General features: G+C 71.7%; 19 protein-coding genes and 1 pseudogene. 12 read left to right on the forward strand and 8 right to left on the reverse strand.

Annotation, left to right across the window (positions count from 1 at the left end; translation table 11 throughout):
- Positions 1-56 precede the first annotated feature (56 nt).
- Both IGS69_RS25440 and IGS69_RS25445 read right to left on the reverse strand, forming a co-directional pair.
- Positions 57-3,803 (reverse strand): P-loop NTPase family protein, encoded by a 3,747-nt coding sequence (locus tag IGS69_RS25440; RefSeq protein ID WP_190902811.1) that lies wholly within the window; start codon positions 3,801-3,803, stop codon positions 57-59.
- A 68-nt stretch (positions 3,804-3,871) separates the two neighbouring features.
- Positions 3,872-4,276 carry a hypothetical protein gene (locus IGS69_RS25445; RefSeq protein WP_190902812.1) on the reverse strand — a complete coding sequence of 135 codons (405 nt, stop codon included), beginning with the start codon at positions 4,274-4,276 and terminating at the stop codon, positions 3,872-3,874.
- A 105-nt stretch (positions 4,277-4,381) separates the two neighbouring features.
- Here IGS69_RS25445 and IGS69_RS25450 point away from each other — a divergent pair, with 105 nt between their 5' ends.
- The gene (locus IGS69_RS25450; RefSeq protein WP_190902813.1) at positions 4,382-4,906 is read left to right on the forward strand and encodes a hypothetical protein; all 525 of its coding nucleotides are present in this window, start codon (positions 4,382-4,384) and stop codon (positions 4,904-4,906) included.
- A gap of 196 nt (positions 4,907-5,102) precedes the next feature.
- Here IGS69_RS25450 and IGS69_RS25455 read toward each other — a convergent pair whose 3' ends face one another.
- Positions 5,103-5,828, reverse strand: a complete 726-nt coding sequence (locus IGS69_RS25455; protein ID WP_232543639.1) for a glycerophosphodiester phosphodiesterase — start codon at positions 5,826-5,828, stop codon at positions 5,103-5,105.
- Positions 5,825-7,093 (reverse strand): adenosine deaminase, encoded by a 1,269-nt coding sequence (locus tag IGS69_RS25460; RefSeq protein ID WP_385864883.1) that lies wholly within the window; start codon positions 7,091-7,093, stop codon positions 5,825-5,827. The genes IGS69_RS25455 and IGS69_RS25460 overlap by 4 nt, the downstream gene beginning before the upstream one ends.
- A 30-nt stretch (positions 7,094-7,123) precedes the next feature.
- Here IGS69_RS25460 and IGS69_RS25465 point away from each other — a divergent pair, with 30 nt between their 5' ends.
- Positions 7,124-7,777, forward strand: coding sequence for a DUF4190 domain-containing protein (locus IGS69_RS25465; protein WP_190902815.1), 654 nt, complete (start codon positions 7,124-7,126; stop codon positions 7,775-7,777).
- 69 nt (positions 7,778-7,846) lie between these two features.
- On the forward strand, positions 7,847-8,311 hold the full coding sequence (locus IGS69_RS25470; RefSeq protein WP_190902816.1) for a DUF4190 domain-containing protein: 465 nt from the start codon (positions 7,847-7,849) through the stop codon (positions 8,309-8,311).
- A gap of 51 nt (positions 8,312-8,362) precedes the next feature.
- Here IGS69_RS25470 and IGS69_RS25475 read toward each other — a convergent pair whose 3' ends face one another.
- Positions 8,363-8,935, reverse strand: coding sequence for an NADAR family protein (locus tag IGS69_RS25475; protein WP_190902817.1), 573 nt, complete (start codon positions 8,933-8,935; stop codon positions 8,363-8,365).
- Between the two features lie 199 nt (positions 8,936-9,134).
- On the opposite strand from IGS69_RS25475, the gene IGS69_RS25480 reads away from it, so the two are divergent.
- The 7 genes from IGS69_RS25480 (at position 9,135) to IGS69_RS25510 (ending at position 16,892) form a co-directional block, all read left to right on the forward strand.
- A complete protein-coding gene (locus IGS69_RS25480) occupies positions 9,135-10,670 on the forward strand; it encodes a gamma-aminobutyraldehyde dehydrogenase (protein WP_190902818.1) in 1,536 nt (511 codons plus the stop codon).
- Between the two features lie 56 nt (positions 10,671-10,726).
- Positions 10,727-11,974 (forward strand): polyamine ABC transporter substrate-binding protein, encoded by a 1,248-nt coding sequence (locus tag IGS69_RS25485; RefSeq protein WP_190902819.1) that lies wholly within the window; start codon positions 10,727-10,729, stop codon positions 11,972-11,974.
- Between the two features lie 5 nt (positions 11,975-11,979).
- Positions 11,980-13,125 (forward strand): ABC transporter ATP-binding protein, encoded by a 1,146-nt coding sequence (locus tag IGS69_RS25490; protein ID WP_190904638.1) that lies wholly within the window; start codon positions 11,980-11,982, stop codon positions 13,123-13,125.
- Positions 13,125-14,054: an ABC transporter permease gene (locus IGS69_RS25495; protein ID WP_190902820.1), complete on the forward strand. Its 930-nt coding sequence runs from the start codon at positions 13,125-13,127 to the stop codon at positions 14,052-14,054. The genes IGS69_RS25490 and IGS69_RS25495 overlap by 1 nt, the downstream gene beginning before the upstream one ends.
- Positions 14,055-14,855 carry an ABC transporter permease gene (locus tag IGS69_RS25500; RefSeq protein ID WP_190902821.1) on the forward strand — a complete coding sequence of 267 codons (801 nt, stop codon included), beginning with the start codon at positions 14,055-14,057 and terminating at the stop codon, positions 14,853-14,855.
- A 20-nt stretch (positions 14,856-14,875) separates the two neighbouring features.
- Positions 14,876-16,294 carry an NAD(P)/FAD-dependent oxidoreductase gene (locus IGS69_RS25505; protein WP_190902822.1) on the forward strand — a complete coding sequence of 473 codons (1,419 nt, stop codon included), beginning with the start codon at positions 14,876-14,878 and terminating at the stop codon, positions 16,292-16,294.
- Between the two features lie 142 nt (positions 16,295-16,436).
- Positions 16,437-16,892, forward strand: a complete 456-nt coding sequence (locus IGS69_RS25510) for a hypothetical protein (protein ID WP_190902823.1) — start codon at positions 16,437-16,439, stop codon at positions 16,890-16,892.
- On the opposite strand, the gene IGS69_RS25515 is transcribed toward IGS69_RS25510, so the two are convergent.
- From IGS69_RS25515 to gabT, 3 genes and pseudogenes are all read right to left on the reverse strand, one after another.
- Positions 16,889-17,584, reverse strand: a complete 696-nt coding sequence (locus IGS69_RS25515; RefSeq protein WP_190902824.1) for a phosphatase PAP2 family protein — start codon at positions 17,582-17,584, stop codon at positions 16,889-16,891. The genes IGS69_RS25510 and IGS69_RS25515 overlap by 4 nt on opposite strands.
- 112 nt (positions 17,585-17,696) lie before the next feature.
- Positions 17,697-17,915, reverse strand: a pseudogene (locus IGS69_RS34760) (phosphatase PAP2 family protein); the annotation flags it as partial.
- A 163-nt stretch (positions 17,916-18,078) separates the two neighbouring features.
- Positions 18,079-19,413, reverse strand: coding sequence for a 4-aminobutyrate--2-oxoglutarate transaminase (gabT, locus tag IGS69_RS25520; RefSeq protein WP_190902825.1), 1,335 nt, complete (start codon positions 19,411-19,413; stop codon positions 18,079-18,081).
- A 251-nt stretch (positions 19,414-19,664) separates the two neighbouring features.
- Between gabT and IGS69_RS25525 the strand changes: the two genes are divergently transcribed.
- Together IGS69_RS25525 and IGS69_RS25530 are read left to right on the forward strand one after the other, a co-directional pair.
- A complete protein-coding gene (locus IGS69_RS25525) occupies positions 19,665-21,797 on the forward strand; it encodes an ATP-binding protein (protein WP_190902826.1) in 2,133 nt (710 codons plus the stop codon).
- Between the two features lie 119 nt (positions 21,798-21,916).
- Positions 21,917-23,590, forward strand: coding sequence for a PucR family transcriptional regulator (locus tag IGS69_RS25530; protein ID WP_190902827.1), 1,674 nt, complete (start codon positions 21,917-21,919; stop codon positions 23,588-23,590).
- The last annotated feature ends 41 nt before the right edge of the window (positions 23,591-23,631 follow it).

A 23,631-nucleotide genomic window follows, 5' to 3' on the forward strand; every position in this document is an offset into this window, starting at 1 on the left:
AGTTCGGTCGTGAACGGCCCCGGGCGCTGCCGCCCGGGGCCGTTCACGCGCACGCCTCAAGGCCACCAGGTCAGCACGTCGTCGACCGCCCGGGTCAGCTCTTCTCGCACCTCCTCACCGGCGACCGGCACGAGACGCGAGAGGTTGTCGGTGATCAGGGTGAGGGCTCTGTGCTGCGAGGTCCGGGACACGAGACGGCGTACGAGGGCGACGAACTCCCGAGGCGAGCAACCGTGTTCGTCCAGGGCCCTGGCGAGGAGGGCGGTTGCCAGGTCGGCGTCGTCCGGAGCGAGGCCGACGGCCGTGTCCAGGGACTCCCGGTCCACGTACGACACGAGTCTGAGCAGCTTCTCCGGACGCATGTCCCAGTCGACCCGGGCCAGGCAGTCCAGCGCCTCGGCCGGCACCGCGGCACGCTCCTGTTCGGGCAGCACGGACAGCAGGACGCAGTAGGCTTCCGCCCGCTCCCACACGTCGCTCACGGCTCGGATCACGGTGAGTGCCTCGGGCACCCGCTCGGCCATGCCGTCAGGGAACCCGGCGCGCATCGGCGGCACGGCCTCCGGCAGCCAAGGCTGCCAGGAGCAGGCGAGTGCCGCCTCGTAAGCCTCTTGCGCGACGGTCATGCGCTGTTCGGCCGGAACACGGGGCACCAGCGAGCTGAGCGCGGGAGCGCGGAGCGCGGCGTCTTCGAGGGCCCGTCCCGCCGCCAGGGCGTCGCCGATCAGCCGGCCGGGGAGGTACGGGATCAGCGAGATGAACAGCGTCGGCACGCTCGATCTCCCGTCTGCGTCCGCGAGTGCCGCCAGGACCTCTTCGTGAACGTCGTCCGGCAGGCGCGGGCCCAGGACGCTCAGGTCATGGACCCGTACCCATTCGTCCTCCGCCAGCCATTGCCGCACCGCCTCCACCACCAGGTTGCGCGGGAGGTACGCGACCACCTGCGCCAGCACCGACTGATGGGCGTAGAGGAGCCGGCCTGGCTCGGAGAACCACTCCGCTGCGGCCCGCCGCCGGTCGTCGTCCGAGAGGTGGGGCAGGAGCCGTTGGCGCAGCGTGTGGGGATCACTCGCGGCGCTCCGCAGCAGTTCCAGCGCCTGCCGGGCGCCGGCCGGCCGCTGTGCGGCGGGAAGGGTCGGCAGCAGGGCGGTCTGTCCGGTGGCCAGCGCGGTGGGGGTGCCGACCACCTTGGCGACCTCGAGCGTCTCCGCCGCCCACGAGGCCCGCTCGTGCGCAGGAAGCCGGTCCACCAGCGCGGCCAGGTGGATCACCCGCGCGTTCGAGGGCGTGAAGAGGGCGTCGTTGAGCGCTTCCTTCAGCTGGGAAGGGGTCACATAGGGCGCAAGCCGTGCCAGCACGTGCTGGTTCAGGCGCGAGCGGGAGGCGAGGATGTCCGTGACAGTCGCTGTGCGGATCTCCGGCGACAGAAGAGGCAGGAGCATGCTCAGCGCGCCTGCTCGTTCTCCCGGCTCGGCGGCGGAACGAGCTCGCGCCAGGGTTTCCGCCAGCAACGCCTCGCCCTGTTCCGCGGGCAGCACCGGGAGAAGAACCGCGCAGTCACGCGCACGTGCTCGGACGTATTCCGGGGGACGGGTGTCGGCGACGGCCGCGGCGAGCGCCGCCTTCTGCTCCTCCGGGGACAGCAGGGGCAGCAGGGCCTCCCAGGCGCCGGTGCGCTTCGGAACGAAGTCACCGCGCAGCAGTGCGTCCTTCGCCTCGGCCAACGCGTCGTCCCGCACCTGACCGGGCAGCAGCGGCAGGAGAGAGACCAAGGCGCTGATGTTGTCGGCCGTGCACCAGTAGTCCTCATCCGAGCGCATCTCGTCGAGGGCGCGCAGGGCGATCCGCTGCCGCATGCCGGCGGGTGCGTGTACGGCCGTGGTCGCCAGCAACTGACCTCGCAGCCCCCCTCCTGAGCACTCCAGAGCCGCTGCCGCGGCCTCATCGGCCACTGCCGCCCGACGATCCTCAGGCAGGTGCGGTATCACCAGCGCGGGGGAGAAGTAGTGGTGGCCGTTCAGGCTGCTGCTGGACACGTAGTCGCAGACCCGCACCGCCTCCAGTGCTTCCTCACAGGCCGACAGTCGCAGGCCGCCGATCAGATGGGGCTGGAGCGCGAGCAGAGCCCTGAACCGATCCCCTGGATGGGACAGGCGGCGCGCATGGGCCAAGCCACGTACGGCCGTCCACACACCCCGCTCGACGAGCTGCCCCAGGAGCTCCGGCCCCACGCTGTCGGTGTGGCTGGCGACGCTCGCCGCCATCAGCCGGTAGCGCAGTTCCTCGGCCAGGGCCATTGCCGGGATGCGCCGTTCCAGGGCCTCATCGGTGCGTCGAACGGCATCGCGCCGGGCCAGTTCCACGTCGTCGAGGAAGGTGTCAGGCGATCCCGCGTACTCATGGGCGCTGAACCAGATGTTCTGCGCCTGCCGGCCCCCGGGCGGTGACTCAGCCGCCAGCAGCCGGCTCAGACCGGTGCTCCAGTCCGCCTGAACCATGTGGTGACCAAGGTGGCGGAGCGCGTACCCGCCGTCGACCGAGGCCAGTGCCGGGTCCGCGGCAAGCAGGGCCAAGGACGCGCCGCCGTTGTCGTCGCCGAGCCCGCCGAACTCCGTCACATGGCGTTCGGCCATCCGCCGGTGGGCCCGGGCGACGCTCTCGGCGAGTTCCGCGGCCAGGACCTTGAGACGGTCGTCCTGCACCTCGTACAGCACTCCGCCGAAGAAGCTCCGCGCGGTGGCGTGATACAGCTCGTACCGCCGTCCCCAAGGGCCGTCGTCCGCGGTGAGGAAGGGGCGTATCACCAGATCGCACCACTGCCGCACCGCCTCGCGGTCATCGACTCCGGAGAGCCGGCACAGCGAGCTGTAAGGCAGGGGCTCGCGAGCGGCCACCAGTGTCGCCAGTATGTCCCTGCCGGTCCGTGCCCAGCCCGGTGCCTCCTGCCAGCGCGTCAACTGCCGGGCGTAGTAGCCGGACAGGTCGGCGGGCAGCGAACTGAGTTCGTCGACCGGCTGCTGGCCTGTGCCGAGGGCAGCGAGCACGTAGCGCAGGTAGACCCACACCCCGCCTGACCGTTCGACCAGCAGGGGGATCACCTCGTCGGCGCTCACGCCCGTTGCGGCCAGCCGTCCCGCCACCGGATCGGCCCGTACGGCCCGGTCCAGGTACTGCCGGACGTCTGCCTGGTTGCGTGTGTCGGCCCGGTCGATACGGACGACACGCGAGGGCGACTCCGAGTAGGCAGGCCGGCTGCCGGTGCGGTAGGTGCCCACCACGAAGGCGCCTTCGGGGAGCAGCGAGGGCAGCCCCCACGGCATGCCGCCGTCCGGAGCCTCCGCCTCGTCGGCCCCGTCCATCACGAGCACCAACGGCCCGTTCGCGGCGCGGGCTTGCTCGGCGGCCTGGGTGAGCAGGGCGTCGAAGCCCTCCGGCTCCGACACCCAGTCAGGCAGCATGCCACCCGGCGCGAACTGCGCGGACAGCCCGTATCTGGTGATCAGTTGGGCCGCCACGTTGCGCAACCCCACGCGAGCCGAGCCGCCTTGGGCGTGGCGGGCGAAGTGCGACACATAGCCGCGTTCACGGACCAGCCAGGCCGCCAGCGCGGTCTTGCCCAGACCGGCCTCCGCCTCCACCCAGAGGAAGCCGCAGGCCCGCTCCTGGAGAAAGGCGTCGACGTACGCCACCAGCCAGTCGCGGCCCGTGAACTGCGCCACCCCCACGTCGCTGAAGACCTTGTGCGTGTTCTTGAGCGCAACCGCCAAGGGAACGGCCGAGGAGCTGAAGACGGGATTGGTCATGATCGGACCGTGGGCATCGCCACCGACCGCCACCGAGGCCTCTCCGTGGGCGCCGGTCCGCTGGAACGTCACGAGCGGGCCTCGTCGTCGGCGCCATCCCCCTGAAGGCGGCCTCGTTGCCCGGCCGCGGATGCTTCGACATCAGTGGAGACCCGGCCGCGGGCGTCCCCGTCGACGGTCACTGAGCCCGCGCCCTGAGCGGTCTCGCCTCCCGAGAGGGAGACCCGCGTGGTGATCGCCTCGTGCGCGGTACCGCCGATCGTCACCGAGCCGGCACCGGGCCCGGGGCCGTCGGCGTCATCAGCCGTGAGGACCACCTGCAGGAACACGGCGACGACCACCAGTACTCCCAGCGCCACCCACCAGGGCCATGCCGGTCGGTCCGTCACCACGTTGGTGACCAGTCCGCACGCCGCCGAGGCGACCACCGAACTCCCCGCGACGACCACGCGCTTCAGTCCACGTCCCACCACCGCCCCAACCTATCCGCTCAACGCGGGAACGCGCCCTCGGATGCCCCGCTTCGGCCATCCGACCCCCGTTTTTGAACGTGTTCAACACAGGCGTAGAGTGCCTCCATGAACGACAGAGCCGCCCTGGTGAAGGGCATCCGTGCCTGGTTGGTCCTCTTCGTCGTGTGCCTGGTGCTCAGCGGCGCCACGGCCTTTCCCCTGGTGCACGAACTGCGGTGGACCGAGGACCTGTTGCACGTGCTGTCCGTCGGCGACCAGCTGCCCGGGCTGACGGAATGGATCGGGCGGGTCCGGGCCGGACTGGACCGGGCCGACGCCGAATACCCCTTCCTCCTCTACGGCACGGACTGGCTGGCATTCGCGCACCTGGTGATCGCGGTCGCCTTCTACGGGCCCTACCGTGACCCGGTCCGCAACATCTGGGTCGTCGAGTTCGGCATGATCGCCTGCGCGGGGATCATCCCGCTCGCCCTGATCTGCGGACCCCTCCGCGGGATCCCCTTCTGGTGGTCAGTGATCGACATGGCCTTCGGGGTGTTCGGGGTGATCCCGCTGTACGTCGTCCGGCAGCGGATCAAGCGGCTGGAGGCGCTGACCGCGCCCGCGGCCGTCCCGGCGTTCGGCGGCTGAGAAGAGCTGTTGTCCCGGGAACCTTCACGCCCCCCGGTCCTGCCGGAGAGGGTGCGTGCGGAGAAGTACCGATCCCGGCCGGCGAGAGGCTCCCGTGGGCCGGCGGCCCGGAATCGACCAGGGCCCGCCGCAGGGCGCCCTGCGCTACGGGCTCGTCGCGGCACCGGCACGGACAGCGCGCCGGTGCCGCAGTACGTCACGCGCGCGGCCCCGGCCGATCCGGCGACGGTGCCGCAGCGCTCGCGCGTGCGGCGCACAGCACGTCGACACGGTTCGTCGTGATCGAGTCCACGCCCGCCTCCAGCAGCCGCCGCATGGAGCGGCGGGTGTCGGGGGTCCAGACGGACAACAGATGTCCGTCGCGGTGCACGCGCTCGGCGAGAGGGCGGTCCACCAGGGAGAAGCGGTAGTTGAGCCAGCGCGGGCGGATCGCCTCCAGCAGGACGGGCCGCGGCGGGGCCAGCGTCGTCCAGGTGAGGGCGATCTCGGCGCCCGGATCCACCGCGCGCACGGCGAGCATGGCGTCGGCGCCCGCGCAGTAGTAGACGCGCTCCGCCGCCCCGGCCTCCTCCACCACGCCCATGATCCGGCGCACCGCCCGCACATCGGGCGACCCGGGCAGGTCGATCATCACCCGGTGCCCGCCGGTCGCGGCCAGTGCCTCGGCCAGGGCCGGCACCCCGCCGCCGGTCAGCCCGCGCACCTCCTCGAAGGACAGCGCGTTCAGCGGCCGTTCGTGCTCCCACAGGCGCTTCAGTGTCGCGTCGTGCAGCAGCACCGGCACGCCGTCCCGGGTGAGCCGTACGTCGATCTCCACCGCGTCCGCGCCCCGGCGCAGGGCGGAACGCAGCGAGGCGACGGTGTTCTCACGGACGCGGTAGGGGTCGCCGCGGTGGGCCACGGCGACCGGGGCGGGGGTCACCGGGCGAGCCACTGCGCGGTGTACGTGTCGATCTCGCCGGCGATCCGGGCCTTGCCCGCCGCGTCCAGGAAGGACGCCTCGACGGCGTTCTTCGCCAGCTCGGCCAGGCCCCGCTCGTCGAGCGCGAGGAGCCGGGCGGCGACCGCGTACTCGTTCTCGAGGGTCGTGCCGAACATGGGCGGGTCGTCGGAGTTGATGGTCACGAGGATCCCGGCCCGCACGAACTCCTTGATCGGGTGCTCGTCGAGGGTGCGCACCGCGCGCGTGGCGATGTTCGACGTCGGGCACACCTCCAGCGGGATCCGGTGCTCGGCGAGGTGCGCGAGCAGCTTCGGGTCCTGCGCGGAGCTGGTGCCGTGCCCGATGCGCTCGGCCCGCAGATGGGTCAGCGCGTCCCACACCGTCTGCGGTCCGGTCGTCTCCCCGGCGTGCGGTACGGAGTGCAGCCCCGCGGCGATCGCCCGGTCGAAGTACGGCTTGAACTGCGGCCGCTCCACACCGATCTCGGGCCCGCCGAGCCCGAAGGAGACCAGGCCCTCGGGGCGCAGCCGGTCGTCGGTGGCGAGCCGGGTCGTCTCCTCGGCGGCCTCCAGACCCGCCTCGCCGGGGATGTCGAAGCACCAGCGCAGTACGGTCCCGAACTCGGCCTCGGCGGCCTTGCGGGCGTCCTCGATCGCCTCCATGAAGGCCCGCTCGTCGATGCCGCGCCGGGTGGACGAGAAGGGCGTGACGGTCAGCTCGGCGTACCGCACCTGCTGCCGGGCCAGGTCCCGGGCCACCTCGTAGGTCAGCAGCCGGACGTCCTCCGGGGTACGGATCAGGTCGACGACCGACAGGTAGACGTCGATGAAGTGCGCGAAGTCGGTGAACGTGAAGTAGTCGACCAGCGCCTCGGGGTCGGTCGGAACCTTCGAGTCGGGGTGCCGCGCGGCCAGCTCGGAGACGATCCGGGGGGAGGCGGATCCCACGTGGTGAACATGCAGTTCGGCCTTGGGCAGTCCCGCGATGAAGGCCTTCAGCTCGCGTGGGGCGCGGGGGTCGACGAGATGCTCGGTCAAGGGTTCCTCCCCGGAACGGCGCCGCTGCCGGCGTGAGGCGGGCGGGGCGCGGGTGATCGGCTGATCGATGACTCGGAATTCATCGTATGCCGCGGTCCGGCGCCCTTCTTTGCAGGGGCGCGGGGCGCTGTCGGCGGGCGGCTCCGCGTGTGTCCGACCGGCCCCCGCGCACCCGCACTGTGGCACGCGCGAACCGCCCCGTAGCATGACCACACGATCGACCCAGGGGGGAACAGGATGACGGACGCGACGCAGCCCGACGGAGGCGGAGGCGCCGGCCACGACCCGTGGGCACCACCGGAGCACACCCCCTCACTCGACAAGCACCAGCCCCCCGCCGCGGGGCCGCCGTCGGTGCACGACCAGGCCACGGTCACCTCGATGCCGGGCTTCACCCCGCCCGCCGGCACGCCCCAGTACGACACCTCCGGCACCGGCGCGGTCCCGCCCCCGCCGATGGCACCCACCGGCCCGGGAGCGCCCGGCGGCTACGGCTACCCGGGCTACCCGCAGTCCGGATACACCCAGTCTGGCTACGGCTGGCCCGGCATGCCCCCGGCCCCCCAGAACGGCCTGGGCATCGCCGCGATGGTGCTCGGCATCGTCTCCTGCACCCTCTTCTGTCTCTACGGCGTGGTCTCCCTGATCACCGGCATCCTCGCCGTCGTCTTCGGCATCAAGGGCCGCAAGCGCGCCGAGGCCGGAGTGGCCACCAACCACGGGCAGGCCCAGGCCGGTCTGATCATGGGCATCATCGGGATCATCCTCGGCATCGCCGTGATCGTGCTGATCGCCGTCGGCATCACGGCCGCGATCAACAGCGACAGCTACGACGACGACCCGTACTACGGGACCCTCGGCCCGGTGGCCACCGCCTCGTCCCACCGCTGAAACCGGGGCTCTGCACGGCCGAGTTGGCCACTACGATGCCTTGGTCTGACAACGGAGGGGAGTTCGTCCATGTCCAACACCAACCCGCCGCCGGGTGGGTTCGGCCCACCGGCCCAGCCGCCGCAGCAGCCGGCCCCGGGATACGGCTATCCGCAGCAGACCGGCCCGGGATACGGCTACCCCCAGGGCGGCCCCGGCTACCCGGCCGCGCCGCCCGTGGGCTACCCGCAGGCGCCCGGTTACGGGATGCCCGCGCAGCCCAGCAACGGCATGGGCACCACGGGTCTGGTGCTGGGCATCATCGGCGTGGTCTGCAGCGTCACGTTCATCATGTGGTTCTTCGGCGTGATCCTGGGCATTCTCGCGATCATCTTCGGCGCCATCGGCCGCGGCAGGGCCACCCGCGGTGAGGCCACGAACAAGGGCGCGGCGACCGCGGGACTGGTCTGCGGCATCATCGCCACCGTGATTCTTCCGCTGTTGGGCTTCCTGCTGTTCGCCGGCATCATGGGCGGTCTCGGCGCGGCGTCCTGACGCGGCTCCCGCAGTTACAGAAGGGGCCGGTCCCGAGGACCGGCCCCTTGCTCATGCTCCCGCCCGCAGCCGCTCCCGCGCCTCCATCAGCGCGAAGCCCAGCAGATTCGGCCCCCGCCAGCGCCGCGGATCGGCCGCCGCCTCGTCGTCCGCGGCCAGCCCGATGCCCCACACCCGGTCCACGGGGCTCGCCTCCACCAGCACCCGGTCGCCGGTGCCCAGCAGGTACCCCAGCAGCTCGGGGTGCGCGGCGAACTTGTGGACGCTGCCCTCCACGACGATCCGGAACCGCTCCCGCGCCCACACCGCCTCGTCGAACCCGCGCACCAGCCGCCCGGCCTTCTTCGCCTCGGCGGGATGCTCCGCGGCCAGCACGGCCCGCTCCGCCGCCGCGTCCCCGAAGAGCCGCGCCTTGCCGGCCATCATCCAGTGCTCGGCCGTCGCGTAGGTGACGCCGTCGACCGTGAACGGCGCCGGCCACCACTGGCTCAGACAGCTCGCCCCGATCCGGCCGTCCGGCCGCGGCCGGTGCCCCCAGAAGTGCAGGTACTTCACCCTGGTCCCCGCGCGGACCGCCCTGATCAGGGCCTCCTGCGAGCCGACCGCCCCCGTGATCTTCTCCATGCACGCGAGTGTGGCACGCACCACTGACACAGCGTCCTGCCTTTTCGCGGCGAACTCGACACCTGGTCGACAGATTCCGTCGCGTAACCAAAAATCAACAACGGAATCACTTGTTGGAGTGGCATACCTCTGTCAGGATCGGCACTCAAATCGAGCCTGAGCCACGCCGGCCCCACCAGGGGACACGGAGGAGAGCGACATGCACAACCCGGGCATTGCCACCCCGGACCGATTTCCGGCCGAGGAGCGCTTCGCGGAGGGCGCGCAGTACATCGCGGGGCGCCTGACCAGGGGCACCTCCGGCCGCACCCACGCGGTCGTCGACCCGGCGTCGGGCGAGGAGGTCCTCACCTACGAACTGGCGGGCACGGCCGACGTCGACCGGGCCGTCGCCGCCGCCCGCGCGGCCTTCCCCGGCTGGGCGGGAGCCACCCCGGGCGAGCGGTCCGACGCCCTGCACCGGTTCGCCGCGGTCCTGGCCGACCGCGCCGAGGACTTCGCCCGTGCCGAGTCGCTCCAGTGCGGCAAGCCGCTGAAGCTGACCCGGGAGTTCGACGTCCCCGGGACCATCGACAACGCCGCCTTCTTCGCCGGTGCCGCACGGCATCTGCAGGGGCAGTCCGCCGGTGAGTACTCCGGCGACCACACCTCGTACATCCGGCGTGAGCCCATCGGGGTCGTCGGGTCGATCGCGCCCTGGAACTACCCCCTCCAGATGGCCGCCTGGAAGATCCTCCCGGCGATCGCCGCGGGCAACACCATCGTCCTGAAGCCCGCCGAGCTCACCCCGCTGACCTCGCTGCTCTTCGCCCAGGCGGCCACGGACGCCGGGATCCCGGACGGCGTGATCAACATCGTCACGGGCACCGGCAGGGAGGCCGGGGAGCACCTCGTCGGCCACCCGGACGTGGCCATGACCTCCTTCACCGGCTCCACCGCCGTCGGCAAGCGCGTCGCCGAGGTCGCCACCGCCACCGTCAAGCGCCTGCACCTGGAGCTCGGCGGCAAGGCGCCCTTCGTGGTCTTCGACGACGCCGACCTGGAGGCCGCCGCCCAGGGCGCGGTCGCGGGCTCCCTGATCAACACCGGGCAGGACTGCACGGCCGCCACGCGCGCGTACGTGCAGCGGCCGCTGTACGACGCCTTCGTGGAGCGGACCGCGGCGCTCATGGAGACGGTCCGGCTCGGCGACCCCTTCGCCGCCGGCACCGATCTCGGCCCGCTGATCTCGCACGTGCAGCGGGACCGGGTTGCCGGATTCGTGGACCGGGCGCGGGCCTACGCACGCGTGGTGACCGGCGGTGAGGCGCCGGAGGGAGAGCTCGCAAAGGGCGCCTACTACCGGCCCACCCTGATCGCCGACGCGGCCCAGGACAGCGAGGTCGTCCAGTCGGAGATCTTCGGCCCGGTCCTGGTCGTGCTGCCCTTCGACACCGACGACGAGGGCCTCGCGCTCGCCAACGACACCCCCTACGGCCTGGCCGCCTCCGCCTGGAGCCGGGACGTGTACCGGGCGAACCGGGCCACACGCGAGATCAAGGCCGGGTGCGTCTGGATCAACGACCACATCCCGATCATCAGCGAGATGCCGCACGGCGGCTACAAGTCCTCCGGCTACGGCAAGGACATGTCCGCGTACTCGTTCGAGGAGTACACCCAGATCAAGCACGTCATGTTCGACAACACCGCGGTCGCCGCGAAGGACTGGCACCGCACCGTGTTCGGGGATCGATAGCCGTCTGCAGGCCGCCTGACCAACGGCCGTCCACCCTCCGAAAGGGCACCACGCGCATGGAGCAGTACGAGCCCGACCGCCTGTCCGCGGTCCAAAGGGCCGCCATGAGGCGCAGTTTCACCAACGGCAGGGCCTCCCTCACCCGGCGGTCCCTGCTGCGCGCCTCCGCGGGCGGGGCGCTCGCGGCCGGCGGACTGGGGACGCTGAGCGCCTGCGGCATCCCGGCGGCCGGCCAGTCGAAGGGCGGCGTCCCCGCCGAGGACCACTCGGCCAAGGAGAAGACGGTGACCTTCTCCAACTGGACCGAGTACATGGACGTCGACGACAGCGGCAAACGCCACCCGACCCTGGACCAGTTCGCGAAGCGGACCGGCATCAAGGTCAAGTACAGCGAGGACATCAACGACAACAACGAGTTCTTCGGCAAGATCAAGCCGCAGCTCGCCGCGGGCCAGGACACCGGCCGCGACCTGATCGTCCTCACCGACTGGCTGGCCGCCCGGCTCATCCGCCTCGGCTGGGTGCAGAAGCTCGACCCGAGCAACCTGCCGCACGCCTACGCCAACCTGTCGGCCCAGTTCCGCAGCCCCGACTGGGACCCCGGCCGCGCCTACTCGTACGTCTGGCAGGGCATCTCGACCGTCATCGCGTACAACAAGAAGGCCCTCGACGGCGTCGAGGTGAAGTCGGTCTCCGACCTGCTGGACAACCCCAAGCTCAAGGGCCGGGTCGGGTTCCTGTCCGAGATGCGCGACAGCATCGGCATGACGCTGCTCGACATGGGCAAGGACCCGGCGGACTTCACCGCCGACGACTACGACGCGGCCATCGCCCGCCTCCAGAAGGCCGTCGACAAGGGCCAGATCCGCCGCTTCACCGGCAACGACTACACCTCGGACCTGACCAGCGGCGACTTCGCGGCCTGTGTCGCCTGGGCCGGTGACGTCGTCCAGCTCAAGGCGGACAGCCCCGACATCGACTTCCTCATCCCGGACAGCGGCTACGTGACGTCGACCGACAACCTGCTGATCCCCAACAAGGCCCGGCACAAGACCAACGCCGAGCGGCTCATCGACTTCTACTACGAGCCGAAGGCCGCCGCCGAACTCGCCGCGTACATCAACTACGTGTGTCCCGTCGACGGCGTGAAGACCGAGCTCGCGAAGATCGACGAGGACGCGGCGAACAACCCGCTGATCATTCCCGACAAGGCCATGGCCGCCAAGTCCCATGCCTTCCGCTCGCTGAGCTCGAAGGAAGAGACCGAGTTCGAAGCGAAGTTCGCGAAGCTGACGGGGGCGTGACCACCATGACGAACAAGACCGACCCCAGCGGCGACGTCCGCCTCACGGGCATAGCCAAGACCTACGGCTCCTTCACCGCCGTCCACCCGCTCGACCTGACCGTGCCGCAGGGCTCCTTCTTCGCCCTGCTCGGCGCCTCCGGCTGCGGAAAGACCACCACCCTGCGCATGATCGCCGGCCTGGAGGAACCCTCCGCCGGCACCGTCTTCCTCGGTGATCAGGACGTGACCGCCCTGCCGCCGTACAAGCGGCCGGTGAACACGGTCTTCCAGTCCTACGCCCTCTTCCCGCACCTCGACATCTTCGAGAACGTTGCCTTCGGCCTGCGCCGGCGCGGCCTGAAATCGGTGAAGAAGCAGGTCGAGGAGATGCTGGAGCTCGTGCAGCTCGGCGAGCAGGCCCGCAAGAAGCCGCACCAGCTCTCCGGCGGCCAGCAGCAGCGCGTCGCCGTCGCCCGCGCGCTGATCAACCACCCCAAGGTGCTCCTGCTCGACGAACCGCTAGGTGCCCTCGACCTCAAGCTGCGCCGCCAGATGCAGCTGGAGCTCAAGCGCATCCAGACCGAGGTCGGCATCACCTTCGTCCACGTCACCCACGACCAGGAAGAGGCCATGACCATGGCCGACACGGTCGCCGTGATGAACGCGGGCCGCGTCGAGCAACTGGGTGCCCCCACCGAGCTCTACGAGAACCCGCGCACCACCTTCGTCGCGAACTTCCTCGGCACCTCCAACTTCATCGAGGCCGAGGTCGACTCGAAGAACGGCGAGGAGATCGTGCTGAAGGCGGGCGGCGGCAAGCTCGTCCTGCCCGGGGCGCGATGTTCGGCGCCCGCGACCACCGGCGGCAAGGTGCTGGTCGGCGTGCGCCCGGAGAAGATCTCCCTCACCCACGCCGACGACGCCGGTGAGGTCCCCGAGGGCCGCAACCGCATCACGGGCCGGATCGCCGACTCCAGCTTCATCGGCGTCTCCACCCAGTACGTCGTCGACAGCCCGGTCTGCTCCGACTTCGAGGTCTACGCCCAGAACATCGACCGCGACCCCCGCCTGGTCCCCGGCGCCGAGGTCGTCCTGCACTGGAACCCGGCCCACACCTTCGGCCTGGACGCCGCGCAGGACGCCGACGCGGGAGTGGAAGAGGCGGCCTGATGTCGACACTCACCGAGGCGCCACCGCCCCTCGCACCGCAAGCGCCCGCATCCAAGCCCCCCAAGCGCCGGGGCCGCTTCACGCCGTACTGGCTGCTGCTGCCCGGCATTCTGTGGCTGGTCGTCTTCTTCGCGCTGCCGATGATCTACCAGGCCTCCACGTCCGTGCAGACGGGCTCCCTGGAGCAGGGCTACAAGGTCACCTGGCACTTCGCCACGTACTGGGACGCGCTGTCGGCGTACTGGCCGCAGTTCGTCCGCTCGGTGCTCTACGCGGGCACGGCGACGATCCTGTGCCTGCTGCTCGGCTACCCGCTGGCGTATCTGATCGCCTTCCGCGCCGGCCGCTGGAAGAACCTGATCATGATCCTGGTGATCGCGCCGTTCTTCACCAGCTTCCTGATCCGCACCCTCGCCTGGAAGACGATCCTCGCGGACGGCGGACCGGTCGTCGGCGCGCTCAACACGCTGCACGTCCTGGACGTCACCAACTGGCTCGGCATGACCGCCGGCGACCGCGTCCTGGCCACCCCGCTCGCGGTGGTGTGCGGTCTGACGTACAACTTCCTGCCGTTCATGATCCTTCCGCTGTACACCTCGCTGGAGCGCATCGACGGACGGCTCCACGAGGCCGCGGGAGACCTGTACGCCAGGCCCTGGACGACGTTCCGCAAGGTCACCTTCCCGCTGTCGATGCCGGGTGTCGTCTCCGGCACGCTGCTGACCTTCATTCCGGCGGCCGGTGACTACGTGAACGCCGATCTGCTCGGCTCCACCGACACCGGCATGGTCGGAAACGTCATCCAGACGCAGTTCCTGAGAGTCCTCGACTATCCGACGGCCGCGGCGCTCTCCTTCATCCTCATGGCGGCCATTCTGCTCATGGTCACCCTCTACATCCGCAGGTCCGGGACGGAGGATCTGGTCTAAATGCCCTTCGTCAACTGGCTCAAGAGAAATCTCGTCGTCCTGGCGGGACTGCTGACCCTCGGCTATCTGCTCCTGCCGAACGTCGTCGTGACGGTGTTCTCCTTCAACAAACCGAAGGGGCGCTTCAACTACGAATGGCAGCAGTTCTCCCTGGACGCCTGGAAGGACCCGTGCGGGGTCTCCGGGCTGTGCGGGTCGCTGTCCCTCAGCCTCCAGATCGCGCTCTGGGCGACCCTCGGCGCCACCCTCCTCGGCACCCTGATCGCCTTCGCCCTGGTCCGCTACCGCTTCCGCGCCCGCGGCGCCGTGAACTCGCTGATCTTCCTGCCGATGGCGATGCCCGAGGTCGTCATGGCCGCCTCGCTGCTCACCCTGTTCCTCAACATGGGCGCCCAGCTGGGTTTCTGGACCATCCTCATCGCGCACATCATGTTCTGCCTGAGCTTCGTGGTCACGGCCGTGAAGGCACGCGTGATGTCGATGGATCCCAGACTGGAGGAGGCGGCCCGGGACCTGTACGCCGGCCCGTTCCAGACCTTCGTCCGGGTGACCCTGCCGATCGCCGCACCGGGAATCGCGGCGGGCGCGCTGCTCGCCTTCGCGCTGTCCTTCGACGATTTCATCATCACCAATTTCAACGCCGGCTCGACCGTCACCTTCCCGATGTTCGTATGGGGTTCGGCGCAGCGTGGAACGCCCGTTCAGATCAATGTCATCGGCACGACCATGTTCGTCGTCGCCGTACTGTTCGTCCTGGTTTCCATGCTTGCCGGAAACCGCCGCAACAGGCAGAAGGCATAACCCCGTAGGGAGTTGAAATCATGGCCCCGAGCGCCATGAATCAGTGGACCCGTTCGCTTTCCGACGTCCAGCCGGTCCCGTACTGGCTGGACGACCCCGGCCGGCCCCGTCCCGAACCCGCCCTCACCACCTCCGAGACCTGCGACCTGCTGGTCGTCGGCGGCGGTTACAGCGGTCTGTGGACGGCGCTGGTCGCCAAGGAGCGCGACCCGCAGCGGGACGTGGTGCTGGTGGAGGGCCGCGAGGTGGGCTGGGCCGCCTCCGGACGCAACGGCGGATTCTGCGCCGCCTCCCTCACCCACGGCCTGCCCAACGGCCTCACCCGCTGGCCGGACGAGATCCACACGCTCCAGCGGATGGGCGAGGGCAACCTCGACGAGATCGAGGCGGCCCTCGCCCGGCACTCCATCGACTGCGACTTCGAGCGCACCGGCGAGATCGACGTCGCCACCGAGCCCTACCAGGCACGCGAACTGCGCGAGTGGCACGAGGAGACGCAGCGCCGGGGCCTGGCCGACGGCGTCGAGTTCCTGGACGCCGACGCCGTACGGGAGCAGGTGAACTCACCCACCTTCCAGGCGGGCCTGTGGGACCGCAGGGGCGTCGCCATGCTCGACCCGGCGAAGCTCGCCTGGGGCCTGAAGCGGGCGTGCGTGGAACTGGGCGTGCGCGTCCACGAGAACACCCCCGCCCTCACCCTGAAGCCGTACGGGCCCGGCATGGCCGTACGCACTCCCTACGGCAGCATCCGCGCCCGCCAGGTCGCCCTCGGCACCAACATCTTCCCGAACCTGGTCAGACGCGTCCGCTCGTACACCGTCCCGGTCTACGACTACGCCCTGATGACCGAGCCGCTCACGCCCGAGCAGCTCGCATCGGTCGGCTGGAAGAACCGCCAGGGCCTCGGCGACAGCGCGAACCAGTTCCACTACTTCCGGCTGTCCGCCGACAACCGGATCCTGTGGGGCGGCTACGACGCGATCTACCCCTACGGCGGCCGCGTCCGCGCCGAGTACGACGACCGCCCCGAGACCTACGCCAAGCTCGCCGGGCACTTCTTCACCTGCTTCCCGCAGCTGGAGGGCGTCCGCTTCAGCCACGCCTGGGGCGGCGCGATCGACACCTGCTCCCGCTTCTCGGCGTTCTTCGGCACCGCCCACCAGGGCAAGGTGGCGTACGCGGCCGGGTACACCGGCCTCGGCGTCGGTGCCACCCGCTTCGGCGCGGAGGTGATGCTGGACCTGCTGTCCGGCGAACGCACCGAGCGCACGGAACTGGAGATGGTCCGCAAGAAGCCGCTTCCCTTCCCGCCGGAGCCCTTCGCCTGGACGGGCATCGCCCTCACCAAGTGGTCCCTGGCCCGCGCGGACGCCCAGGGCGGGCGCCGCAATCTGTGGCTGCGCACGATGGACCGCTTGGGGCTGGGATTCGACAGCTGATCGACCGGGTGTGATCCGGTTCACTCCAACGAGCTGCCGGAACCCGCGTAATGGCCGGGGGGACACCCCCTTCTCCCTCGTGATGCCCCCCGGACGCCCCGCGCGTCCGGGGGATACGCGAGAGAGAAGGGGGTCTTTGACGATGACCGGTGCGAAGACGGCGGTCGAGTGGCTCGCATCCGTCGCACCCGATCCCGAGGCCTGCCGCTGGGAGTGGGAGCGCAACCCGCTCGGCGTCGCACTGCTGCCCGCCGGCAGCGCCTGGGACGTGCTGATCCTGCCCAGCGCACTCGGATACGCCACGCTCGACGTGCTCACCCGCGTCCTCGACCGGCCGGGCCCCGTGCTCGTCGACTTCGGCGACGCCCGCATGGGGTTCTTCGTGCCGCCGGGCACCGCGGCCCGCTGGCTCGGCACGGGCATCCGCACGGCGGGCGCCGGCACCTGGATCGTCGTGCCGTACCCGGGCCGCTCCTCACCCGGCGGCGTCCGCTGGCTGGTCCCCCCGGACGGCTCGGGCATGCTGAGCGACCCGGCCCTGCTGGAACTGGCGATGCACGAGGCGGCGGCGAGGCTGGCGACGCGGAACGACGACTAGGCCCTGTCGTGCGGATCAGGTTCCGGGGCCGGTCGCCGCGGTCGGTCCGGTGCCGTCGTCCCCCGCAGGAACAGCCACAGCGACGTGAGCAGCACCGCGCACAGACACCAACTGCCCACCACGTCCAGCGGCCAGTGGTAGCCGCGGCGGACCAGGCCGTAGCTCGCGCCGAGGACCAGGGCCGCGCACACGGTGATCAGGGTGCGGCGGGCGAGGGTCGTGCGCAGCCAGGGGAGCAGGAGCAGGGCCGCGGAGCCGTAGGCGACGGCGGCCGTGGCGGTGTGGCCCGAGGGGTAGTAGCCGGTGCCGGGCGGTTCGGTCGGGGTGCCCGGGCGGGCCATCAGTGCCTTCAATGGGACGACCAGTGCCGGGACCAGGGCCATGAGCAGGGCCGCCGCGGCGACGGGGAGCCACCAGCGATCCGCACCGGCGCGGCGCCCGCGTACGGCGACGTACCCCAGCGCGACGGCGAGGACCGGGACCGCGACCGGGATGTTGCCGAGGTCGGCGAGGAGTTCCGAGAAACGGTCCGGGTTCACCAGGACGCGGCTGAGCCGCTCGTCGAGCCGGACGAGCGGGCCGTCGGCGGCGACCTGCCAGGTGATCAGGGCGAACAGGAGGGCCGGGAGGGCGAGCAGGAGGGCGACGGAACCCGGGAGTGCGGCGCGTTCCTGCTGCGCGGGGATCGGCATGGGGCACAGCTTGGCACGAGCACGGACGCCGGCCAGCGGCCCCGCGGAGGATCACGTGACGGAACCGGCCCGGGGCGTGAACCCGGCCTCCAGGGCACGGAGATGAAATGGAGGTCGGCCGCCCCGGAACAGGGGGGGTGGTTCCGGGGCGGCCGTACGGACCGGAACGCCGCGCGCCCCGGGGGGTTTGGGGCGGGCGACTGTCCGATCGGTGAGGAGATCCAGAGCCTCAGGCTCCGGTTGTGTGCGCGAGGGCACGACCAGGTCGAAGCTGGGGAGGCCCCGGCCTGATGTCACCCACAGTCCCCTGCGGGCGGGGTGTATCTCTCATCTGGGTAGAACCTACGACAGGGCCGGCGCGCAGGACAGGCCGTCGGGCCCCCTGTCATCCACCTCGCACACCTTCTTCACACGCTCTGCCGCTCGCCGCCCCGGTAACGGAACCGGGGCGGCTCACCTGCCCCGCGGCCGGCTCAGATGCGCGCGCCGCGGGCTCAGACGCGGGAGAACGCCTGCTCGATGATGTCGAGTCCCTCGTTCAGCAGGTCGTCCCCGATGACCAGCGGGGGCAGGAAGCGGAGCACGTTGCCGTAGGTGCCACAGGTCAGGACCAGCAGGCCCTCGGCGTGGCACGCCTTGGCGAGCGCGGCGGCCGCCCCCGGGTTCGGCTCCTTGGTGGCGCGGTCCTTGACCAGCTCGATGGCGATCATCGCGCCGCGGCCCCGGATGTCGCCGATGATCTCGAACTTCTCGGCCATGGCGCCGAGGCGGGCCTTCATGATCGCCTCGATGTTCTTCGCCTTGGCGTTGAGGTCGAGCTCCTTCATCGTCTCGATCGAGCCGAGCGCACCGGCGCAGGCGACCGGGTTGCCGCCGTAGGTGCCGCCCAGGCCACCGGCGTGCGCGGCGTCCATGATCTCGGCGCGACCGGTGACGGCCGCGAGCGGCAGACCGCCGGCGATGCCCTTCGCCGTCGTGATGAGGTCCGGGACGATGCCCTCGTCCTCACACGCGAACCACTGGCCCGTACGGCAGAAGCCCGACTGGATCTCGTCGGCGACGAAGACGATGCCGTTGTCCGTCGCGAACTGGCTGATCGCCGGCAGGAAGCCCTTGGCCGGCTCGATGAAGCCGCCCTCGCCGAGCACCGGCTCGATGATGATCGCGGCGACGTTCTCTGCGCCGACCTGCTTGCTGATCTGGTCGATGGCCTGCGCGGCGGCCTCGGGGCCGGCGTTCTCGGGCCCGGTCGGCCAGCGGTAGCCGTACGCCACCGGCACCCGGTAGACCTCGGGCGCGAACGGCCCGAAGCCGTGCTTGTACGGCATGTTCTTCGCGGTCAGCGCCATCGTCAGGTTGGTACGCCCGTGGTAGCCGTGGTCGAACACCACGACGGCCTGCCGCTTGGTGTACGCCCGCGCGATCTTCACGGCGTTCTCGACGGCCTCGGCGCCGGAGTTGAACAGGGCGCTCTTCTTGGCGTGGTCACCGGGGGTCAGCTCGGCGAGGGCCTCGGCGACCTCGACGTAGCCCTCGTAGGGCGTGACCATGAAACAGGTGTGGGTGAAGTCGGCGAGCTGCGCCGACGCCCGCCGTACGACGGCCTCGGCGGAGGCGCCCACGGACGTCACGGCGATGCCCGACCCGAAGTCGATCAGCCGGTTGCCGTCGACGTCCTCGATGATCCCGCCACCGGCACGCGCCGTGAACACGGGCAGCACGGACCCCACGCCCTGCGCGACCGCGGCGGTACGGCGGGCCTGCAGCTCCTGCGACTTCGGGCCGGGAATGGCGGTGACGACGCGGCGCTCCTGCGGAAGTGCGGTCATGCGGGGCTCCTGGGGTGGTGCGGATGGTCTGTACGGACGCTTGGCTTCTTTTCTCGCAGGCTAGGGCGGAGGGAGGGGGGTGGGCATGCTCCATGTGGGCGTTGTCGGCGGGGCGCCTTGTCCGGGGTGGACATGGCCGTCACGTCGTCTGCTGCCCACGCCCCGGCCGCGTAAGCGGTGAACTCCCCAGGGGAGGGCGTTAGATTGGCTCGCTGATGGTGGACGGAGCGGCTGGTCAGGGGGCAAGGGCGATGGACAGCGACGGGACGCAGGACGCGCGGGGTACGCATGCGAGTCCCGTGCCGCGCCCGGCGGGGCCGCCGGAGGTGCCGGCGATGCCTCCCCGGCCGCCCCGGGCACCGGCGACGCCGCCGCTGCCGGACGGGTCGGCGTTCCTCACCTGGCTGCGCGCGCCGCGCCCCGACGCCGCGCCGGGCGTGTGGCGGTTCGGGCACCGGCCGCGGCCCGCGGAGGAACCCGAGGAGATCCCCACCCGGCAGCTGCTCAGCGGGGCGCTGATCGCCTTCCTCGTGGGATGGCTCGTCTGGTCGCTGCTGCAGAACGGGTACCTCGGCACCTGGTGGTGGGTGCCGTTCGACCTGATCGTCCCCGACGCCTGGCGGGGTGGCGACAGCGACCTGGGGGAGACCGGGACGTTCATCGTCTACGAGGGCTATGAGCTGCTCGTCGCCCTGGGCATCATGATCGGGGCGGCCCGGCTCGGCCGCTGGGGCGAGGTGTGGCGCCGCTTCGTCACCCCCCGCTTCCGCCGCCCGGAGGCCCAGGAGCCCCGTACGACCCCCGAGGACGACCCGGCGCAGTGGAACGAGCTGCGCGCCGCCGGGGCCCCCGACGCCGCCGAGCGCCTCGCCACCGAGGCCCGCTCCGGGCTGATGCGCGACGTCGACCACGCCCGGATCCTGCGGGCCTGGCAGGGCGTGCGCACCGGACGGCACAGCCTCGCCGCCTTCAGCGGCGCCGTGCTCAAGGACGGCGCCGCCGCGTGCCTGCACCCCTCCGGGGAGCGTGACCTGCCCGCCCGGCTCGCCCGGCACGACCTCGTCACCGGACAGGTGCGGCTCGGGACCACCGTCGACGACGCCCGCAACCCGTACGCCTACCGCGGCACCGGCCTCGCCCTCGGGCCGGACCTGCTCGGCACCTCGCTCGTCGCCGTCGGCCCCGCCGGATCCGGCAAGACCGGCACCGTCGTCCGTCCCCTCGCCGAGTCGCTCTGCCTGCACGCCCTCGCCGGGCGGGCCGCCGTGGTGGTCGTCGGGGCGGCCGGCGCGGGACTCGGACCGGCCGACGCGTACGACGTGGTCGTGCGGATCGGCAACCAGGAGTCCGAGTACGACCTCGACCTGTACGGCGGCGCCACCGACCCGGACGAGGCCGCGGCCGTGCTCGCCGAGGCGCTCGTCGGGGACCTCGCCGACCCGCACCCCGGCAGCGACGGCCGCCGGTCCACCACCGTCCTCGCCCAGCTGCTCGGGCCGTTCCGGGCCGTGCACGGGCGCTTCCCCTCCGTACCGGAGCTGCGGCAGCTGCTGGACGGCGCGCCGGGGCCGTTCGCCGCGCTGCGGCAGGGGCTCCAGGAGGCCGGGCAGGAGTCGCTGCTGCGGGAACTCGACGCCCGCGAGCGGCAGATGGGGCAGCCCGGGGACGCCGGAGGGGTGCTCGGCGATCGTGTCGCGCTGCTCGACCGGCCGGCCTTCGCCGGGTTCTTCGACACCTCCGGGCAGTCCCGGCCCTTCACGCTCAAGGCCCTCGACCACCCGGTACGGGTGCGCATCGACCTGCCCCAGCGCGGGCACGCCGACGCCTCCAGGATGCTGGCCCGCCTCGTGCTCGCGCAGTTCACCGCGAGTGTCGCCGTACGCGAGGACCGGTCGCTGTTCGCCTGCCTGCTGCTCGACGACGCGACCGGGGTGGTGACGCCCGAGGCCGTGCGCGGCATCCAGCGGCTGCGGTCCGGCAACGCCGGGGTCGTGCTCACCCTGCGCACCCTGGACGACGTGGCCCGGCCGCTGCGCGGGCCGCTGCTCGGCGCGACCGGCTGCAGGATGGCGCTGTCGGGGCTCACGCCCTGGGACGGGCAGGACTTCGCCGAGGTGTGGGGCAAGGAGTGGACCGAGGCCCGCGACGTCACCGACCGGCAGATCATCGCGGAGACCCCGGCGGGCAAGGCCGTGCACATGCTGCGCCGGGTCATCACCGGCAAGGCACCGACCGCGCGGGCGGTGACCGTGCGGCAGGTCGAGCGGGAGCGCTGGTCCGCCTCCGAGCTGGCGCACGCCGTGCCGGCGGGGCACGCGGTGCTGTCGCTGACCGACGTCAAGGGCGAGCACGCGCCACCGCTGCTGGTGGATCTGCGGGGCTGACCCCTTCCCACCTGCGCGGGTACCCGGGGACCGTACGGTGAGGCAGAATCGTCACAGGTCGTTCATACGCGGCGGCCAAATGACCACAGAGATCTCACAGTCCTGACGCAGAAGGCCTCATGCCCCCGACGCTCGCCTCGCTCGTCCACCACACCGCGCTGAAGCTGACCGTGCGGGCGGGCGAAGACCGCCTCGACGTGCCGGTGCGCTGGGCCCACGTCAGCGAGCTCGCCGACCCTGTGCCCTACATGGAGGGCGGGGAACTGCTGCTGATCACCGCGCTGAAGCTGGACGCCGAGGACCCGGAGGCGATGCGCCGCTACGTCCGGCGGCTGGCCGGGGCCGGAGTGGTCGGGCTCGGCTTCGCCGTCGGCGTCAACTACGAGGAGACGCCCAAGGCGCTCGTCGACGCGGCCGACCAGGCGGGCCTGCCGCTGCTGGAGGTGCCCCGCCGCACGCCGTTCCTGGCCATCAGCAAGGCCGTGTCCGCGGCGATCGCCGCCGACCAGTACCGGGCCGTCACCGCCGGGTTCGCCGCCCAGCGCGAGCTGACCCGGCAGGCCCAGACCGGCGGCCCGGAGGGGCTGCTGGCCGCGCTGGCCTCGCAGGTCGACGGATGGGCGGCGCTGTACGACGCCTCGGGCGCGGTCGTCGCCACGGCGCCGGAGTGGGCGGGACGCCGGGCGGCGCGGCTCACCAGTGACGTGCAGAAGCTGCGGGACCGCCCCGCGCCCGCCTCCTCCGTGGTCGGCGGACCCGAGCACGAGGACCGGGTCGAGCTGCACACCCTCGGCACCGGCCGGCGCCCCCGTGCGGCCCTCGCCGTGGGCACGGCCGCCGCCCCGGGCACGGCCGAGCGCTACGCCGTCCACTCGGCCATCGCCCTGCTGACCCTGACCACGGAACGCTCCCGGTCCCTCCAGGCGGCCGAGCAGCGGGTCGGCGCGGCGGTGCTGCGCATGCTGCTGGCCGGGGAGCCGGACCACGCGCGCGCCGTCGCCGGGGACCTGTACGGCGGGCTGCTGGACGCACCGTTCCGGATCGTGGTCGCGGAGCGGGTGCCGGTGTCGGCGTCGGCCGCGCTGGCCCGGGCGGAGGCGGGCAACGGCCTTCCGCCCGTCGAGCGGCCCTCGGCCGCCGCGCTCGCGGCTGCCGACACCGGCGGCGCCCCGCTCGCGGCGCTCGCCGACGTCGTGGAGTCCGCGGCGGCCCGGGCCGGCGAGGCCGTGCTGGTGGTGCCGGAGGGGGAGCGGCTGGTGGTGCTGGCCGCGGACCGCGGGGCCGCCGCGGCGGCCTGCGGGGAGTACGCGGCCGCCCTGGAGACGGCCCGGGCCGGGATACGCGAGAAGGTGCCGGGCGGCGAGGAGGGCGAGCTGGTCGTGGGCCTGTCGGCACCGGCCGGGCCGATCGCCGCCTCCGCCGCGTACAAGCAGGCCGAACAGGCGCTGTCGGTGGCGCGGCGGCGCGGACGCGTCCTCGTGGAGCACGAGCAGATGGCGGCCGGATCGGTGCTGCCGCTGCTCGCGGACGACGCCGTACGGGCCTTCGCCGACGGCATGCTGCGGCCGCTGTACGAGCACGACGCCACGGGCCGCGGGGACCTGGTGGCCTCCCTGCGCGCCTGGCTGTCCAAGCACGGCCAGTGGGACGCGGCGGCGGCGGACCTCGGCGTGCACCGGCACACCCTGCGCTACCGCATGCGCCGGGTCGAGGAGATCCTCGGCCGGTCCCTGGACGACCCGGACGTCCGGATGGAGCTGTGGCTGGCCCTGAAGGCGAGCAGTAGCGAGTAGCCAAACCGTAGTGTCCGCGTCCCGCACTGCTACGGCTCGGA

Source organism: Streptomyces tuirus (assembly GCF_014701095.1).
Classification (GTDB): Bacteria; Actinomycetota; Actinomycetes; order Streptomycetales; family Streptomycetaceae; genus Streptomyces; species Streptomyces tuirus.

Excerpts from the sequence above, each read along its gene's own strand:
- IGS69_RS25440 (WP_190902811.1), bottom strand. The coding sequence starts at position 3,803 with ATGACCAATCCCGTCTTCAGCTCCTCGGCCGTTCCCTTGGCGGTTGCG.
- IGS69_RS25450 (WP_190902813.1), top strand. The coding sequence starts at position 4,382 with ATGAACGACAGAGCCGCCCTGGTGAAGGGCATCCGTGCCTGGTTGGTC.
- IGS69_RS25460 (WP_385864883.1), bottom strand. The coding sequence starts at position 7,093 with ATGCTACGGGGCGGTTCGCGCGTGCCACAGTGCGGGTGCGCGGGGGCC.
- IGS69_RS25465 (WP_190902815.1), top strand. The coding sequence starts at position 7,124 with ATGACGGACGCGACGCAGCCCGACGGAGGCGGAGGCGCCGGCCACGAC.
- IGS69_RS25470 (WP_190902816.1), top strand. The coding sequence starts at position 7,847 with ATGTCCAACACCAACCCGCCGCCGGGTGGGTTCGGCCCACCGGCCCAG.
- IGS69_RS25475 (WP_190902817.1), bottom strand. The coding sequence starts at position 8,935 with ATGGAGAAGATCACGGGGGCGGTCGGCTCGCAGGAGGCCCTGATCAGG.
- IGS69_RS25480 (WP_190902818.1), top strand. The coding sequence starts at position 9,135 with ATGCACAACCCGGGCATTGCCACCCCGGACCGATTTCCGGCCGAGGAG.
- IGS69_RS25485 (WP_190902819.1), top strand. The coding sequence starts at position 10,727 with ATGGAGCAGTACGAGCCCGACCGCCTGTCCGCGGTCCAAAGGGCCGCC.
- IGS69_RS25490 (WP_190904638.1), top strand. The coding sequence starts at position 11,980 with ATGACGAACAAGACCGACCCCAGCGGCGACGTCCGCCTCACGGGCATA.
- IGS69_RS25495 (WP_190902820.1), top strand. The coding sequence starts at position 13,125 with ATGTCGACACTCACCGAGGCGCCACCGCCCCTCGCACCGCAAGCGCCC.
- IGS69_RS25500 (WP_190902821.1), top strand. The coding sequence starts at position 14,055 with ATGCCCTTCGTCAACTGGCTCAAGAGAAATCTCGTCGTCCTGGCGGGA.
- IGS69_RS25505 (WP_190902822.1), top strand. The coding sequence starts at position 14,876 with ATGGCCCCGAGCGCCATGAATCAGTGGACCCGTTCGCTTTCCGACGTC.
- IGS69_RS25510 (WP_190902823.1), top strand. The coding sequence starts at position 16,437 with ATGACCGGTGCGAAGACGGCGGTCGAGTGGCTCGCATCCGTCGCACCC.
- IGS69_RS25515 (WP_190902824.1), bottom strand. The coding sequence starts at position 17,584 with ATGCCGATCCCCGCGCAGCAGGAACGCGCCGCACTCCCGGGTTCCGTC.
- gabT (WP_190902825.1), bottom strand. The coding sequence starts at position 19,413 with ATGACCGCACTTCCGCAGGAGCGCCGCGTCGTCACCGCCATTCCCGGC.
- IGS69_RS25525 (WP_190902826.1), top strand. The coding sequence starts at position 19,665 with ATGGACAGCGACGGGACGCAGGACGCGCGGGGTACGCATGCGAGTCCC.
- IGS69_RS25530 (WP_190902827.1), top strand. The coding sequence starts at position 21,917 with ATGCCCCCGACGCTCGCCTCGCTCGTCCACCACACCGCGCTGAAGCTG.